Annotated in this window: 15 protein-coding genes; 14 read left to right on the top strand and 1 reads right to left on the bottom strand. The window is 68.1% G+C overall.

Annotation, left to right across the window (positions count from 1 at the left end):
* Positions 1-375: 375 nt before the first annotated feature.
* The 13 genes from EJ913_RS28450 to ubiV all read left to right on the top strand — a co-directional run bounded on the left by EJ913_RS28450 (position 376) and on the right by ubiV (position 12,986).
* A complete protein-coding gene (locus EJ913_RS28450) occupies positions 376-1,350 on the top strand; it encodes a TRAP transporter substrate-binding protein (RefSeq protein ID WP_185909985.1) in 975 nt (324 codons plus the stop codon).
* A gap of 299 nt (positions 1,351-1,649) precedes the next feature.
* Positions 1,650-2,210 carry a TRAP transporter small permease gene (locus tag EJ913_RS28445; protein WP_127004329.1) on the top strand — a complete coding sequence of 187 codons (561 nt, stop codon included), beginning with the start codon at positions 1,650-1,652 and terminating at the stop codon, positions 2,208-2,210.
* On the top strand, positions 2,201-3,481 hold the full coding sequence (locus EJ913_RS28440; RefSeq protein WP_127004327.1) for a TRAP transporter large permease: 1,281 nt from the start codon (positions 2,201-2,203) through the stop codon (positions 3,479-3,481). Before EJ913_RS28445 ends, EJ913_RS28440 begins: the two co-directional genes overlap by 10 nt.
* 218 nt (positions 3,482-3,699) lie before the next feature.
* A complete protein-coding gene (locus tag EJ913_RS28435; RefSeq protein WP_127004325.1) occupies positions 3,700-4,908 on the top strand; it encodes a phosphoglycerate kinase in 1,209 nt (402 codons plus the stop codon).
* A 75-nt stretch (positions 4,909-4,983) separates the two neighbouring features.
* On the top strand, positions 4,984-6,009 hold the full coding sequence (gap, locus tag EJ913_RS28430; protein ID WP_127004323.1) for a type I glyceraldehyde-3-phosphate dehydrogenase: 1,026 nt from the start codon (positions 4,984-4,986) through the stop codon (positions 6,007-6,009).
* Positions 6,010-6,052: 43 nt separating this feature from the next.
* Entirely contained in the window at positions 6,053-6,298 is a 246-nt protein-coding gene (locus EJ913_RS28425; protein WP_127004321.1) for a hypothetical protein, read from the top strand.
* 100 nt (positions 6,299-6,398) lie between these two features.
* The gene (locus EJ913_RS28420; protein WP_127004319.1) at positions 6,399-7,331 is read left to right on the top strand and encodes a sugar kinase; all 933 of its coding nucleotides are present in this window, start codon (positions 6,399-6,401) and stop codon (positions 7,329-7,331) included.
* 793 nt (positions 7,332-8,124) lie between these two features.
* Positions 8,125-9,159, top strand: coding sequence for a 2-keto-3-deoxygluconate transporter (kdgT, locus tag EJ913_RS28410; protein WP_127004317.1), 1,035 nt, complete (start codon positions 8,125-8,127; stop codon positions 9,157-9,159).
* 111 nt (positions 9,160-9,270) lie between these two features.
* Positions 9,271-10,029, top strand: coding sequence for a 2-keto-4-pentenoate hydratase (locus EJ913_RS28405; protein WP_127004315.1), 759 nt, complete (start codon positions 9,271-9,273; stop codon positions 10,027-10,029).
* Positions 10,030-10,073: 44 nt separating this feature from the next.
* The gene (locus EJ913_RS28400) at positions 10,074-10,358 is read left to right on the top strand and encodes a helix-turn-helix domain-containing protein (protein WP_185909984.1); all 285 of its coding nucleotides are present in this window, start codon (positions 10,074-10,076) and stop codon (positions 10,356-10,358) included.
* A gap of 42 nt (positions 10,359-10,400) precedes the next feature.
* Positions 10,401-11,054 (top strand): ubiquinone anaerobic biosynthesis accessory factor UbiT, encoded by a 654-nt coding sequence (gene ubiT, locus EJ913_RS28395; protein ID WP_127004313.1) that lies wholly within the window; start codon positions 10,401-10,403, stop codon positions 11,052-11,054.
* 1 nt (position 11,055) lies between these two features.
* The gene (gene ubiU / locus EJ913_RS28390) at positions 11,056-12,042 is read left to right on the top strand and encodes a ubiquinone anaerobic biosynthesis protein UbiU (protein WP_127004311.1); all 987 of its coding nucleotides are present in this window, start codon (positions 11,056-11,058) and stop codon (positions 12,040-12,042) included.
* Between the two features lie 35 nt (positions 12,043-12,077).
* Complete coding sequence (ubiV, locus tag EJ913_RS28385; protein ID WP_127004309.1) at positions 12,078-12,986, top strand: ubiquinone anaerobic biosynthesis protein UbiV; 909 nt, start codon at positions 12,078-12,080, stop codon at positions 12,984-12,986.
* A 93-nt stretch (positions 12,987-13,079) separates the two neighbouring features.
* Here ubiV and EJ913_RS28380 read toward each other — a convergent pair whose 3' ends face one another.
* Positions 13,080-13,907 (bottom strand): MurR/RpiR family transcriptional regulator, encoded by an 828-nt coding sequence (locus EJ913_RS28380; RefSeq protein ID WP_127004307.1) that lies wholly within the window; start codon positions 13,905-13,907, stop codon positions 13,080-13,082.
* Between the two features lie 375 nt (positions 13,908-14,282).
* Between EJ913_RS28380 and EJ913_RS28375 the strand changes: the two genes are divergently transcribed.
* On the top strand, positions 14,283-15,136 hold an 854-nt coding region (locus tag EJ913_RS28375), incomplete at its 3' end, for a pyruvate formate lyase family protein (protein ID WP_280531403.1).

The following is a 15,136-nucleotide window of genomic DNA, read 5'->3' as shown; positions in this document are numbered from 1 at the left end:
GAGCTTGTTGCCTCTTCTTATATACTAGTATAATTACGGAACCAACCACCCGCCGCCGGATCGGTTTGTGACTGGCGTTCCGTCAACTCACAGACCCGGCACGGCGATCGGGTGCACCTTCGTCCGAAGACGTGGCACCGCTTCACCATGTGGCGTGTCGGCTGAGAAGAGCCGCCCGTGGCCTAGGGTCGTCCGTGTGAAGAAGAAAGCCGAACGGCAATAATAGCGCTGCGAAAGAGCGGTGAGCGTCCAAGTCTTCCTGGCACAAGCCTTCCTGCAACCGTCCGTTCCCCACACCGCGACGCCACCCCGGCGCCGCGTCGGCGATCCGGAACGGGAGCCACCACGCAAAATGCAAAACGGGAGTGAATTCTCATGAGTTTCATGAAGAAGCTGATGCTGGCCGGCGTTGCTAGCGCTCTGGCGCTCGGCGCCGCGCAGGCGCAGGCCAAGCAGTTCCGCTCGGCCGACGTGCAGCCCGGCGACTACCCGACCGTCAAGGCCGTGCAGTACATGAGCGAGCAGCTGTCGAAGGACACCAACGGCAAGTACACGATCCGCGTGTTCCCCAGCTCGCAGCTCGGTTCCGAGAAGGACACCATCGAGCAGGTCAAGCTCGGCGCGCTTGAGTTCCTGCGCGTCAACGCCGGCACGCTCAACACGATCTGCCCGGCGATGATGGTGCCCATCATGCCCTTCATCTTCCGCGACACGGCGCACATGCGCTCGACTCTCGACGGCCCGCTCGGCGACGAGATTCTGGCCGACTGCGAATCGCACGGCATGGTCGGCCTCGCCTTCTACGATTCGGGCTCGCGCTCCTTCTACACGAAGGTTCCGATCCGCAGCATGGCCGACCTCAAGGGCCTGAAGATCCGGGTCCAGCAGTCGGACGTGTGGGTCGCGATGATGAAGCTGCTCGGCGCCAACCCGACGCCGATGCCGACCGGCGAGGTCTTCACCGGCCTGAAGACCGGCCTGATCGACGGCGCCGAGAACAACTGGCCGACCTACCAGTCCTCGCACGTCTACGAAGTCGCCAAGTACTTCACCCTGTCGGAGCATTCCATGGCTCCCGACGTGCTGCTGATGTCCAAGCGCGCCTACGACGCCCTGACCCCGGAAGAGAAGACGCTGGTCCGCAAGGCGGCGAAGGACTCGGTCCCCTACATGCGCAAGCTGTGGGAAGAGATGGAAGTGTCGTCGCGCGCCATCGTCGAGAAGGCGGGCGCCGAGGTCATCACCATCGACAAGGCCCCGTTCCAGGCGGCGATGAAGCCGATCTACGACCAGTTCGTGACCGACCCGAAGCTGAAGGACCTCCTCGTCCGGATCCAGCAGGCGAAGTGACGCCGCCGGCCGGGCCGGCATCGGTCTCCTGACGGTCCGCGGAACCGGCCGGCCCTTGACGGGGTCGGCCGGTTCCACGGACAGGACGCACCGGGCAACCGGGACCGTCCCGGTTGCCGCCTTCACCCGCAACAGACGCCGACGCCCTCCAATCCAACTCACCCTCAAGCTTGGAATGTCGCTTGTCGACGTGGGAAACCCGACGCCGGGGAACGCAACTTTAGGTTAAATTTCCGTAACCGCTTAACGCCTCGAGGCGTCGAACGTCTTACGTGTGAGGATACGAAGGAGATACTTGGATGGATGTGCACCCCTTCACCGCCCCTCCTGTGCCCCGAATAAAGACTTCTGAAGTCACGGGTCCGCTGGGTGCCTATTTCCGCTTCAACGCCAAGCTGTCCAAGCTCTGTCTGCAATTGGCGGTGGCGGGGCTGATGGTCATCCTGGTCGCGGTGCTGATCCAGATCTACGGCCGCTACGTCCTCAACGACTCGCCGACCTGGACCGAAATCCTGGCGCTGGTGCTGGTCCTCTACGTGACCTGCCTCGCGGCGGCGGTCGGTGTCCGCGACGGCCGCCACATCGGCATGGAATCGCTCCTGACCTTCGCGCCCGAACGGGTCCGCCACGCGGCGGAGATCGTCGTCTATGTCGGGATGATCGTCTTCGCCCTGTTCATGACCTGGGGCGGCGGAATCCTGAGCTGGGAAATGATCGAATACGTCAACCCGGGCCTGCCGATCTCGCAGGGCTGGACCTATCTGCCCCTGGCGCTCGGCGGCATCCTCATCGTGCTCTTCGCGATCGAGCGCATCGTCGCCCGCGTCCTGAATCTGGAGGTCGTTCCGTCATGGCACTGACCATTCTTTGCGTGACCTTCGTCCTCGGGCTGATCGTCGGAATGCCGGTGGTGTTCGCCATCGGGCTGTCGTCGCTGGCCACCGTGCTCTATGAAGGCCTGCCGGTCGCGGTGGTGTTCCAGCGCATGGCCGCCGGCATGAACGTCTTCGCCTTCCTGACCATCCCGTTCTTCATCTTCACGGGCGAACTGATGATGTACGGCGGCATCGCCGACCGCATCATCCGCTGCTCCAAGGCGATGGTCGGGCATGTGCGCGGCGGCCTCGGCATGACCAACGTGGTGGCCTGCACCATGTTCGGCGGCGTGTCCGGCTCGCCGGTGGCCGACGTCTCGGCCATGGGTTCGGCGCTGATCCCGCTGATGAAGAAGGAAAACATCGACGCCGACTACGCCGTCAACGTCACCACCTATTCCTCGCTGGTCGGCGCGGTGATGCCCACCAGCCACAACATGATCATCTACTCGCTGGCGGCCGGCGGCATCGTCTCGATGAACTCGCTGATCATGGCCGGCGCGGTTCCGGCGGTCATGCTCTCGATCGCCAACCTGCTGACCGCCTATTTCGTGGCCCGCGCCCGCAACTACCCGGCGGGCCGGTTCCCCGGCTGGCACGAGGTCGCCCGCAGCCTGGCGGTCGCGCTGCCCGGCCTGTTCATCATGGTCATCATCGTCGGCGGCATCCTGTCCGGCGTGTTCACCGCGGCGGAAGCCGGCGCCGTGGCCGTGCTCTACGCGCTGCTGCTGACGGTCTTCGTCTACCGCAGCCTGACCTGGGTGGACTTCCTGAAGGCGGCCGCCAAGGCGACCAAGACCACCGGCATCGTGCTGCTGCTCATCGGCATCTCGACGATGTTCGGCTACCTGATGAGCATCTACGGCGTCGCCGAGCTGGCCGGCGAGATGCTGAGCAGCATCAGCACGACGCCCTGGGTCGTCTTCATCCTGGTCGACATCGCGCTGTTCCTGTTCGGCATCTTCCTCGACATGGCCGCCCACATCCTGGTCTGCACGCCGATCTTCCTGCCGATCGTCATGCATTACGGCATGGACCCGGTCCAGTTCGGCATCATCGTCCTGCTGAACTGCACCATCGGCCTGAACACCCCGCCGGTCGGCGCGGCGTTCTACCTGGGCTGCGCCATCGGCGAGGTGCCGGTCATCAAGGTCGTCCGCTCGATGTGGCCGTTCATGGCCGCGCTGTGGATCACGCTGCTGATCGTGACGCTGGTTCCGGAAGTCTCGATGTTCGTCCACGACCTGCTGAAATAAGCGCTGCGGGTTCGGGTACAGGGTTCGAAGGGCGGGCTGCGACATCTTGTCTGGCCCGCCCTTTCCTTTTGGAATTGGGCTTGCCCGTTTAATTGATATATTAGTATATATATTCCTGAGGGCGCCTTCCGGACGCCATCGCGTCCGGTGCGGGGCACGGGATCGCGACAGAGCCCGACCCGCCTCCCCCCTCAGCGCTCGAATCAAGGACATTTCCGATGACCGAAGCCGCGTTCAACACCCTCGATGACCTCAACGTGGCCGGCAAGACGGTGCTGGTGCGGGCCGACCTGAACGTTCCCATGCAGGACGGCGCCGTCAGCGACACCACGCGCATCGACCGTCTGGCGCCGACCCTGACGGAGCTGGCCCGCAAGGGTGCCAAGGTCGTCGTCCTGTCGCATTTCGGCCGCCCCAAGGCCGGCCCGGACGCCGCGAACTCGCTGCGCCACGTGCTGCCCGCCCTGTCCAAGGCCGTGGGCCAGGACGTCGCCTTCGCCGGGACCTGCGTCGGCGAGGCCGCGAAGGCCGTCATCGCCGGGGTGTCGCCGGGCGACGTGGTGCTGCTGGAAAACACCCGCTTCCATGCCGGGGAAGAGAAGAACGACCCGGCTTTCGCCAGCCAATTGGCCGAACTGGGCGACCTCTACGTCAACGACGCCTTTTCCGCCGCGCACCGCGCCCACGCCTCGACCGAGGGCGTCGCCCGGCGGCTGCCCAGCGCCGCCGGCCGCCTGATGCAGCAGGAGCTGGAGGCGCTGGCCAAGGCGCTGGAAACGCCGGAGCGTCCGGTCTGCGCCGTGGTCGGCGGCGCCAAGATCTCCACCAAGCTCGACCTTCTCGGCAATCTGGTGGCGCGGGTGGACATGCTGGCGCTGGGCGGCGGCATGGCCAACACCTTCCTGTTCGCCCAGGGCGCCGAGCTGGGGGCCAGCTTGTGCGAACGCGACATGGCCGACCAGGCCCGCGCCATCATGGACAAGGCGAAGGCCTGCGGCTGCGAAATCCTGCTGCCGGTGGACTTCGTCGTCGCCACCGAGTTCAAGTCGGGCGCCGAGGACCGCGTCGTCGCCGTCAACGCCGTCGGCCCCGAGGAGATGGCGCTCGACATCGGCCCCGCCACGGTGGCCCTGCTCGCGCAGAAGATCGGCACCGCCAAGACGGTGGTGTGGAACGGCCCGCTCGGCGCCTTCGAGATCACCCCCTTCGACGCCGGCACCAACGCGGTGGCGGCCGAAGTCGCCAAGCGCACGCAGGCCGGGGCGCTGCTGTCGGTGGCCGGCGGCGGCGACACGGTCGCGGCGCTGGCCGCCGCCGGGGTCGAGGACACGTTCACCTACGTGTCCGCCGCCGGCGGCGCCTTCCTGGAATGGCTGGAAGGCAAGGATCTGCCGGGCGTCGCGGCGCTGAAGACATCGCAAGCCTGACGGGCTTCAGTCTCGTCGCGCAACACGGGAACGGGTCCCCGTCGCGGGACCGCAACGGAAGAATTGGAACACATCATGGCAGTCAAGGTAGCGATCAACGGGTTCGGCCGCATCGGCCGTCTGGTTCTGCGCGCCATCTACGAGAGCGGCCGCAAGGACGTGGAGGTCGTGGCGATCAACGACCTCGCCGATCTGAAGGCCAACGCGCATCTGCTGAAGTACGACAGCGTCCACGGCCGCTTCCCCGGCACCATCGAGACCCGCCTTTCGGAATCCGGGGGCGGCGTGCTGATCGTCAACGGCCACGAGATCAAGGTCGTGCAGGAACGTGACCCGGCCAAGCTGCCCTGGAAGGAGCTGGGCATCCAGGTCGCCATGGAATGCTCGGGCCTCTTCACCAAGCGCGCCGACGCCGCCAAGCATCTGGAAGCGGGCGCCGAGAAGGTTCTGATCTCCGCCCCGGCCACCGACGAGGACATCACGGTCGTCTACGGCGTGAACCACGACCGGTTGAAGGCCGAGCACCGCATCGTCTCCAACGCCTCCTGCACCACCAACTGTCTGGCGCCGGTCGCCTTCGTGCTGAACAATCTGGTCGGCATCGAGAAGGGCTTCATGACGACGATCCACTCCTACACGGGTGACCAGCGCATCGTCGACACCAACCACAAGGACCTGCACCGCGCCCGCGCGGCGGCCCTGAACCTGATCCCGACCTCGACCGGCGCCGCCAAGGCCGTCGGCAAGGTGCTGCCGGAGCTCAAGGGCAAGCTGGACGGCACCTCGATCCGCGTGCCCTCGCCCAACGTCTCGGTGGTGGACTTCAAGTTCAACACCAAGCGCGCCACCACGGTGGAGGAAATCAGCAAGGCCATCAGCGACGCCGCCGCCGAAGGCCCGCTGAAGGGCATCCTGACCGCCTACAGCGAAGACCTCGTGTCGACCGATTTCAACCACGACCCGAGCAGCTCGATCTTCGCGCTGAACGAGACCAAGGTGATCGACGGGACGTTCGTGCGTATCATGAGTTGGTACGACAACGAGTGGGGCTTCTCCAACCGGATGAGCGACACCGCCGTCGCCATGGCGAACGCGACGTAACGGCCCCATCGGGGCGCATTCTCAGACGATAAGGGAGCGTGCAATGAGCAAGACGATCATCTGGGCTGAAACCGACGCCAAGGGGTTCGAGTCCGAGTGCCTGTTCAACGAGGATTCGCGCTGCTACGAGGTGATGGTCTGCGCGTCCGGCCGGCGTCTCTGCCAGTCGGAGCATTTCACGGCCCAAACCGACCCGATGCAGGGCCTCACCGAGGCCGACCGTCTGAAATCGGTGCAGATCGCCGAGCGGCTGACCATCGAGATCGAACGTGAACTCGGCGACCGCTGACACCGCCCACTGACACCGCCCACTGACCGGCCGCCCCTTTTCCTCGCATGGGAGGGGGGCGGACCGTCACAGGGACAGACCACGTCTTAGGGGACGAACGATGGGTACTTCCAGGCGCCGGGTTGCGTCCTTGGGCGAATGCATGATCGAGCTGTTCCGGCGTCCGGACGGCTCGCTGACCATGGGATTCGGCGGCGACACGCTGAACACCGCCGTCTACATGGCGCGGCTGGGCGTTCCGGTCGATTACGTCACGGCGCTGGGCGAGGATTCGACCAGCGCCGGAATGATCGCCGCGTGGCAGGCCGAGGGCGTCGGGACCGATCACGTCCTGCGCGTGCCCGGCCGGCTGCCCGGCCTCTACATGATCGAGACCGACGACAGCGGCGAGCGGCGTTTCCTGTACTGGCGCGACGCCGCCCCGGCCCGCGACCTCTTCGTGCTGCCGCAGACCGACGCCCTGCTGGCCGAGTTGGAACGCTACGACCTGCTCTACCTGTCGGGCATCAGCCTGGCCGTGTGGGGCGAGCGCGGGCGCGACGTGTTGTTCGCCCTGCTCGACCGCGTGCGCGAGCGCGGCGGGCGGGTCGCCTTCGACACCAACTGGCGCCCGCGCCTGTGGCCGGACATCGACACGGCGCGCCACGCCTTCGACGCCATGCTGCGGCGCACCGACATCGCGCTTCCCGGCGTCACCGACCTGCGCGACCTGTACGGCGACGCCGATGCCGCCGCCGTGCTGGACCGCGTGCGCGGCTGCGGCGTGAAGGAGATCGTCCTCAAGCTGGAGGCCCCCGGCTGCGTCGTCGCCGGGGACGGTCCCGACACCGACGTTCCGGCCGAGCGCGTGGACACGGTCGTCGACACGACGGCGGCCGGCGACAGCTTCAGCGCCGGCTATCTCGCGGCCCGGCTGGCTGGCCGCGACGCGGTGGAGTCGGCACGCGCCGCCCACAAACTCGCGGCGGTCGTGATCCAGCACCGTGGCGCCATCATTCCGGCCGGCGCCATGAGCGAGCTTTCCAAGGTCTGAGCCTCAGCGCCCCGCCCGGCTTGCCCCCACCCTAAATCCTCCCCCGCTGGGCGCTACGCGCATTCACACATCTCGCACAGGCAATGAAGGACGCATGCTGGTGTTGAGAAAGCCCCTCTCCCCTCGCGGGAGAGGGGTTGGGGTGAGGGGGTGCAAACTTCCGCCTTGGGCGGAATACCCCTCATCCCAACCCTTCTCCCGCAAGGGGAGAAGGGCTATTCGCTTCCAAAAGTTGCAGCGCTTTTGCGGATGCGAGATGTGTGAATGCCGTAGCCGCTGGGCGGGGGAGGGGACGGAGGTTGAACGCCGACAAAGCTCCGATCCCCCTCCCCTGCCCAGCGGGGGAGGGCGGGGGTGGGGGCAACCGTGGCGACGCCTCCACAATTCCGTTTAAAACACACGCCGGCGACAAGGGTGCGACATACTGTCGGCCCAACCCGGATCCACCATTTCGCCATTGCCTCGCAGCGCTAATATACTAGTATTCAGTGGCAACCGAGGCATGGCTCCCCGCGAGCGGTGCCCACCGAATTCACCACGATCCGCCGAGGCTGGCGCGGCCCCTTCCTGGCCCCGCCCCGGACCGATCGATGGAGACCGCGTCCGATGATCTGGCTCAACGACTGGAACCGCCTTTTGGGCGACGCTGCGGCCACGGGGCTCGACCGCCCCATGCATGGACACCGACGGCGACGAACGGGACAGCCCTGAGCGCATCCCCCTTCCGCCCCACACCCATTCTCCAAGCGGCTTCGCCTGTCCGCAACGCCGGGCCGCCCAAGGAGCATCGACCATGAACATCAAGAGTCGCATCGATCGCATCCCCGGCGGGATGATGATCCTCCCCCTGTTCCTCGGCGCCTGCCTGAACACCTTCGCGCCGGGCACCGGCAAGTTCTTCGGCTCCTTCACCAACGGCCTGATCACCGGCACCCTGCCGATCCTGTCGGTCTGGTTCTTCTGCATCGGCGCCAGCATCAGCCTGAAGGCCACCCCGCTGGTCCTGCGCAAGAGCGGCGTGCTGGTGTCGGTCAAGATCATCACCGCCGCGCTGGCCGGCGTCGTCGCCTCCTTCTTCATCCCGGCCGACGGCGTGACCACCGGCTTCCTCACCGGCCTGTCGGTGCTGGCGATCATCGCCGCGATGAACGACACCAACGGCGGCATGTACATGGCGCTGATGCAGCAGTACGGCACCAAGGAGGAGGCCGGCGCCTTCTGCCTGATGTGCCTGGAATCCGGCCCCTTCATGACGATGGTGACGCTGGGCATCGCCGGTCTGGCCGCCTTCCCGTGGCAGACCATGGTCGGCGCGCTGCTGCCCTTCCTGATCGGCTTCGCGCTGGGCAACCTGGACAAGGACCTGCGCGCCTTCTTCAGCCAGGGCGTCTCGGTGATGGTGCCCTTCTTCGCCTTCGCGCTCGGCAACAACCTGAACTTCACCGTCATCGCCAACACCGGCCTGCTCGGCGTGGCGCTCGGCCTGTCGGTCATGGTGGTCACGGGCAGCGTCCTGGTCCTGGCCGACATCTTCCTGGCCAAGGGCAACGGCACCGCCGGCATCGGCGCCGCCTCCACCGCCGGGGCCGCCGTCACCGTCCCGCCGATCATCGCCTCGATCGAGCCGTCCTTCGCCTCGGTCGCCCCGTCGGCCACCGCGCTGGTCGCCACCTCGGTCGTCGTCACCTCGCTGCTGACGCCCATCCTGACCGCTTGGTGGGCCCGCCGCTTCGGTGTCCTCTCGCCGGCCTATCTGGCCAAGCAGAAGGCCGAAGCCGAGGCGCAAGCCACTCCGGTCTTCCCCGGTTCCGTGGCCCCCGCCGAGTAACCGGCGCAGCACCGGCCAATCGAAACGGTTCCGCGAGCGCTCCATCCGGGGCGCTCGCTTCATGGGCGGCCGACGCGAAGCCCCCATGGCCCTCTGGATCAGGATGACCCCATGAACCACGCCCTCGTGTCCGAAGCGGTCGAAGCCCTGCTCGCCGCGCGCCGGGACCGCAAGCTTCTCGACGCCCTGCCCGAATCCGCCCGGCCGACCAGCCTGGAGGAGGCCTACGCGATCCAGAACGAGGTGGCCCGCCGGCTCGGCCGCGTCACCGCCTGGAAGGTCGGCGCCGCCTCGCCCAGCGCGGAGCCGAGCTGCGCGCCGATCAACCCGGCGACCCTCTTCTTCGGCACCGACCGCCTGCCGGCCAGCCTGTTCCACGTCATCGGCATCGAGGCCGAGATCGTCTACCGCCTCGCCCACGGCCTGCCCGCCCGCGACGAGCCGTGGACCCGCGACGAGGTGCTCGCCGCCGTGGCCTCCGTTCACCCGGCCTTCGAGATCTGCGACACCCGGTTCACGGCCTACGGCTCGCAGCCCCCGTTCAGCCACTTGGCCGACCAGGGGAACCACGGCGCCCTCATCGTCGGCGCGGCCGCCGGGGACTGGCGCTCCATCGACCCCGTCCGGCAGCCCATCGCGCTGGACATCGACGGCAAGCGCGCCGCCGAGGTGGTCGGCGGCAACTCCGCCAGCGACCCGGTCCGCCTGCTGACCTGGCTCGCCAACGTCGGCGCCCGCCCCTTCGGCGGCCTGCACGCGGGCGACACGGTGACCACCGGCTCCTGCACCGGCACGCTCTTCATCCAGCCGGGCAGCCACGCCGTGGCGACCTATCCCGGCTTGGGAAAGATCGAGCTGTCCATCCAATAAACGGCGCCACGCAAAACCGACAGCCGACAGCCGACAGGACCGACGTGAAGACCCCCAATCCATCTTCCGTCCCATTCGTGGACGACGAGGCGGGACTGACCGCGCGGCAATGCCGCGTCGCGCGGGATCTCCTCGACTGGACGCCGGAGGAGCTGGCCCGCCGCTCCGGCACGAGCGTCCAGGCGATCTCCGGCTTCGAACGGTTGGAGCGCCCCTTTCCCCTGCCCGACGCCCTCGCCGTCGCGCGAACCCTGAAGCGCGCGGGCGTCGAGTTCGCGGCGAACGGCCACCCGAGGCTGGCCCTGTTCAGCGAGGGCGCCCAAGGCTGACGCGGCCCCGCTTGCAGCTTCGCCCGTCCATGAGGAGTCACCATGCCGACACCACGCTCCGACGACACCATGGCGAACGCCCCGGATGGGCGGACGCTGGAGACCGCCGTGACCGCGCTGGCCCTGCGCGTCGCCGACGCCGTCGGCCCCCGCCTGCGCGACCCCGTCCTCGACCGGCTGGCCGGGGTCTTCGTCCGCCGCCACCCCCGTGCCGCCGAGGCGGTGTCGTCCCTGCCCCAAGCGACCGTGCTGATCGACGCGGTGGATCTGCCCTGGGGCCTGCTGCTGCGCGTCGGCCCTGAGGGTTTGCGGCTGCGGCTCTGCGAGGTCGCGACCACCACCGCCGACGCCACGGTGCGCGGGCGTTTCGCGGCGCTGCTCGACCTTGCGGAGGGGCGCATCGACGGTGACGCGCTGTTCTTCCGGCGCGACCTGACCATCGCCGGCGACACCGCGCTGGTCGTCGCCCTGCGCAACGCCCTGGACGGCGAGGAGATCGACGTGCTGGCGGAGATGGACGCCGTCGCCGGCCCGCTCGGCCGCCTGGGACCGATGGCCCGCCGCCACGCGGCGCGCGTCGCCGAGGCGCTGGGCGGGCTCCAGGGGGCGCTGCTCGCGCCCGTGGTCGGACGGGTCGGCGCGCTGGAAAAGCGGCTCGCCCGGATGGAAACCAGGATGAAAGCCGGGGAACGGTGAGATGGCGAGCTTCGAACTGATCTGTCCGGCCGGCACGCCCGCCGCCCTGCGCGCCGCCGTGGACGCCGGGGCCGACTCGGTCTATTGCGGCTTCCGGGACGAAACCAACGCGCGGAACTTTCCGGGCCTCAACTTCTCCCCCACCGAGATGGCCGAGGGCGTCGCCTACGCCCACCGGCGCGGGCGGTCGCTGTTCGTCGCCATCAACACCTACCCGGCCGCCAGCAACCCGGCCCCCTGGCACCGCGCGGTCGATCAGGCGGCGGAGTTCGGCGCCGACGCGGTGATCCTCGCCGATCTGGGGCTGCTCGACTACGCGGCGCGGCGCCACCCCAGGCTCCGGCTTCACCTGTCGGTGCAGGCGTCGGCCGCCAACGCCGACGCCGTCGCGCTGTACCGGGACGTCTTCGGCGTGCGCCGGGTGGTGCTGCCGCGTGTGCTGACGGTGCAGGACATCGCCCGGCTGACGGCCGAGACCGGGGTGGAGACCGAGGTGTTCGTCTTCGGCGGTCTCTGCCCGATGGCGGAGGGGCGCTGTTCCCTGTCCTCCTACGCGACCGGGCAATCGCCGAACCGGCAGGGCGTCTGCTCGCCTGCCAGCCATGTCCGCTACGAACAGCGCGGCGACGTCATGGCCTCGCGGCTCGGCGACTTCACCATCAACCTCTTCGAGGAGGGGGAGCCGGCCGGCTACCCGACGCTTTGCAAGGGCCGCTTCGTCACCAACGACCGCAGCTCCTACCTGTTCGAGGAGCCGACCAGCCTCAACGCGGTCGCCCTGCTGCCCGAACTGAAGGCCGCCGGGGTCCGCGCCCTGAAGATCGAGGGACGGCAGCGCGGCAAGGCCTACATCGCGGCCACCGTCGCCGCCTACCGCCAAGCCCTCGACGGTTTCGACCGCACGGGGCGCGCCGAGGTGCCGATGCTGGCCGGCATGACCGAGGGCCAGCGCGGCACCACCGGCGCCTACACCCGCACTTGGCGCTGAAAAGCGGACAACAATAAGAAGAGGCTTCGCGAACCATGGACACACAGCTCACCCTGGGGCCGGTCCTGTTCAACTGGACGGCCGACGCGTGGCGCGACTTCTACTGGCGCGTCGCCGACGAGGCGCCGGTCGACGTCGTCCATGTCGGCGAGATCGTCTGCTCCAAGCGCCTGCCCTTCATCGCCGAGCACCTTCCGGAAGCGCTGGAGCGGCTGACGGCCGCCGGCAAGCGCGTGGTGGTCTCCAGCCCCATCCTGGTGACGACGGAGCGCGAGCGCCAAGCCGTGCGCGACCTGCTGACCATCGGGGACGTGACGATCGAGGCCAACGACACCGGCGCGCTGGCCCTGCTGGCGGGACGGCCGCACGCGGTCGGTCCCTTCGTCAACGTCTACAACGAAGGGACGCTGGCGTGGCTGGCGGGACGGGGCGCCGGTTCGGTGACGCTGCCGGGCGAACTGCCGGCCGACGCGATCCGCCCCCTGGCCGCCGCCGCCCGGACCCTCGGCGTCGCGGTGGAGGTGCAGGTGTTCGGGCGGCTGCCGCTGGCGATCTCCGCCCGCTGCTACCACGCGCGCGCCCAGGGGCTGCACAAGGACGGCTGCCGCTTCGTCTGCGGCGAGGACCCGGACGGGCTGTCCGTCGACACGCTCGACGGCGAGCCGTTCCTGACGGTCAACGGCACGCAGACCCTGTCGCGCCGCTATCTCAGCCTGGCGGGGCGGTTGGACGAGCTGCGGACCATGGGGGTGACCCGCTTCCGCCTGTCCCCCCACAGCCTGGACATGGTGGAGGTGGCCCGGCTCTTCCGCGCCGTCCTCGACGGCACGCTCGCGGCGGCCGAGGCCGATGCCCGGCTGGCCGACCGGATCGGCCCGGCCGGAATCGCCGACGGCTTCTTCCTGGGCAAGCCGGGGGCCGCGTGGGTCGGCGCCGCGGCCTGATCCACGCCGACGAAGGGCCGGCTTGCGACATTTTGGTTCCGCAAGGCGCCAAACCCTTAATCGTGTTTGCGGTCAAATTGATATACTAGTATTTTATTCGGCGAGGGGATGCGTGTCGAGCGTTTGCTTGTGGCGTTCCAACCGTTCCTGCAGGGCGTCGCCTTTGCGCAGCGCCACGGCAATGGACAGGATGTCGCCGAGGACGAGATGGCTGATCCGGGACGTCATGGGCGAATAAATGTCGAAGTCGTCCGCGACGTCGACCTGCAGGCTGACGCTGGCGAGCTGCGCCAGCGGCGAACCGGAGCGCGTCAGCGCGACCACGTCCGCCCCGACCGACAGGGCGTTGCGCGCGCTGTCCAGGATGTCGCGCGTGCGCCCGGAGCTGGACACGACAACCACGGCGTCGCCGGGGCCGAGCGACAGGGCCGACACGAAATAGACATGCGCGTCGCTGTAGGCGACCGTGGGCATGCCCAGCCGGAAGAACTTGCGCTGGATGTCCTGCGCGACGGTGCCCGAATTGCCCGACCCGTAGAATTCGATCCGCCGTGCCTTGGCCAGCAGTTCGGCGCCGCGCTCCACCGCCTCGGGCGACAGCGTGTTGCGCGCCTGAACGAGCGCCGCGATGGTGCGGTCGAACACCGTTCCCGCGACGCCGCCGGACGCCTCGCCCCCCTGCTGGAGGAAGGGCATGCCCCCGGCGATGTCCTGCGCCAGCTTGATCTTGAACTCCCGGAAGCCGCTGCATCCCAACGCCGTGCAGAAGCGCGCGACCGTCGGCTCGCTGACGCCGACGCGCTCCGCCGCCTCGGCCATGGACAGGCCGATGACCTCCCCCGGCTGGGCCAGCACGTAATCCGCCATCTTGCGTTCCGACGGGCGGATCCGGTCGCGCATCGCCACAATTCTCGCCAGCATGAGAGCCTTCCCGCTCCTTGTTCGAGGCGCAGCCTAACACATGTAGCAAAACTACAGAATCGTGACATTCCCTGCTCCGAAACCACGCGAAACTTCCCCAACCAGAGGAATATTCGCGACAGGGTGCGGCATAATGGCTCGCAAGCCCCCACAAAATGGGCTTCCTTCTTGCGAAAACGCCGGCAAAGCGGTATGTAGTAAAACTACGAACAAGGGCTGACCTCCACGCTTTCCGCAGGCAACCCGCACCATCGCCGCTCCCGTCATCAGGCGACGCCAGCGGCTTTCCGGCCCCGAATGGATCGAGGCCGTCAACACGATCGATCAGCGCTGCGGCCGATGCCGTACCGACGCCTTATTTCTTGAGGAGACATCATGGATACCCTGCTGATGGACGGACTCGCCGAGGCCCCGGAACAGCAGCCCGCCGTGCGCCCGTGGCGCGGCTTCGCCGCCGGAACCTGGCAGCGCGAAGTCAACGTCCGCGACTTCATCCAGTCCAACGTGACCCCCTATGAAGGCGACTCCGCCTTCCTGGCCGGCGCCACCGCCAAGACCACCGCGCTGTTCGCCGAGGTCAGCGACCTGCTGAAGGCGGAGCGCGCGGCCAAGGGCGGGGTGCTCGACGCCGACACCGAGCTGTTCTCCTCGATCACCGCGCATGGCCCCGGCTACATCGACCGCGACCTGGAGCTGATCGTCGGCCTGCAGACCGACAAGCCCTTGAAACGCGCCGCCATGCCGTTCGGCGGCTGGCGCATGGTCAAGAACGGGCTGGAGGCCTACGGCTTCACCCCCTCGCCCAAGCTGGAGGAGGTCTTCCCCAAGCTGCGCAAGACCCACAACGACGGCGTCTTCGACGCCTACACGCCCGAGATGCTGCGCTGCCGCAAGTCCGGCGTCATCACCGGCCTGCCCGACAGCTACGGGCGCGGCCGCATCATCGGCGACTACCGCCGTCTCGCGCTGTACGGCGCCAATTTCCTGATCGCCGACAAGAAGGCCCAGCTCCAGTCCCTGGAGGTCGACCGCATCGACGAGGACACCCTGCGCCTGCGCGAGGAAATCTCCGAGCAGATCAAGGCGCTCGGCGAACTGGTCGCCATGGCGCGCGGCTACGGCCTCGACGTGGCCCGCGCGGCGACGACCGGCCGCGAGGCGGTGCAGTGGACCTACCTCGCCTATCTGGCGGCGGTCAAGGAGGCCAACGGCGCCGCCATGTCCATCGG

The organism is Azospirillum doebereinerae, from assembly GCF_003989665.1.
Classification (GTDB): Bacteria; Pseudomonadota; Alphaproteobacteria; order Azospirillales; family Azospirillaceae; genus Azospirillum; species Azospirillum doebereinerae.
Note: the sequence above shows the minus strand (reverse complement) of the source record. Positions and strands in the feature narration are given on the sequence as shown.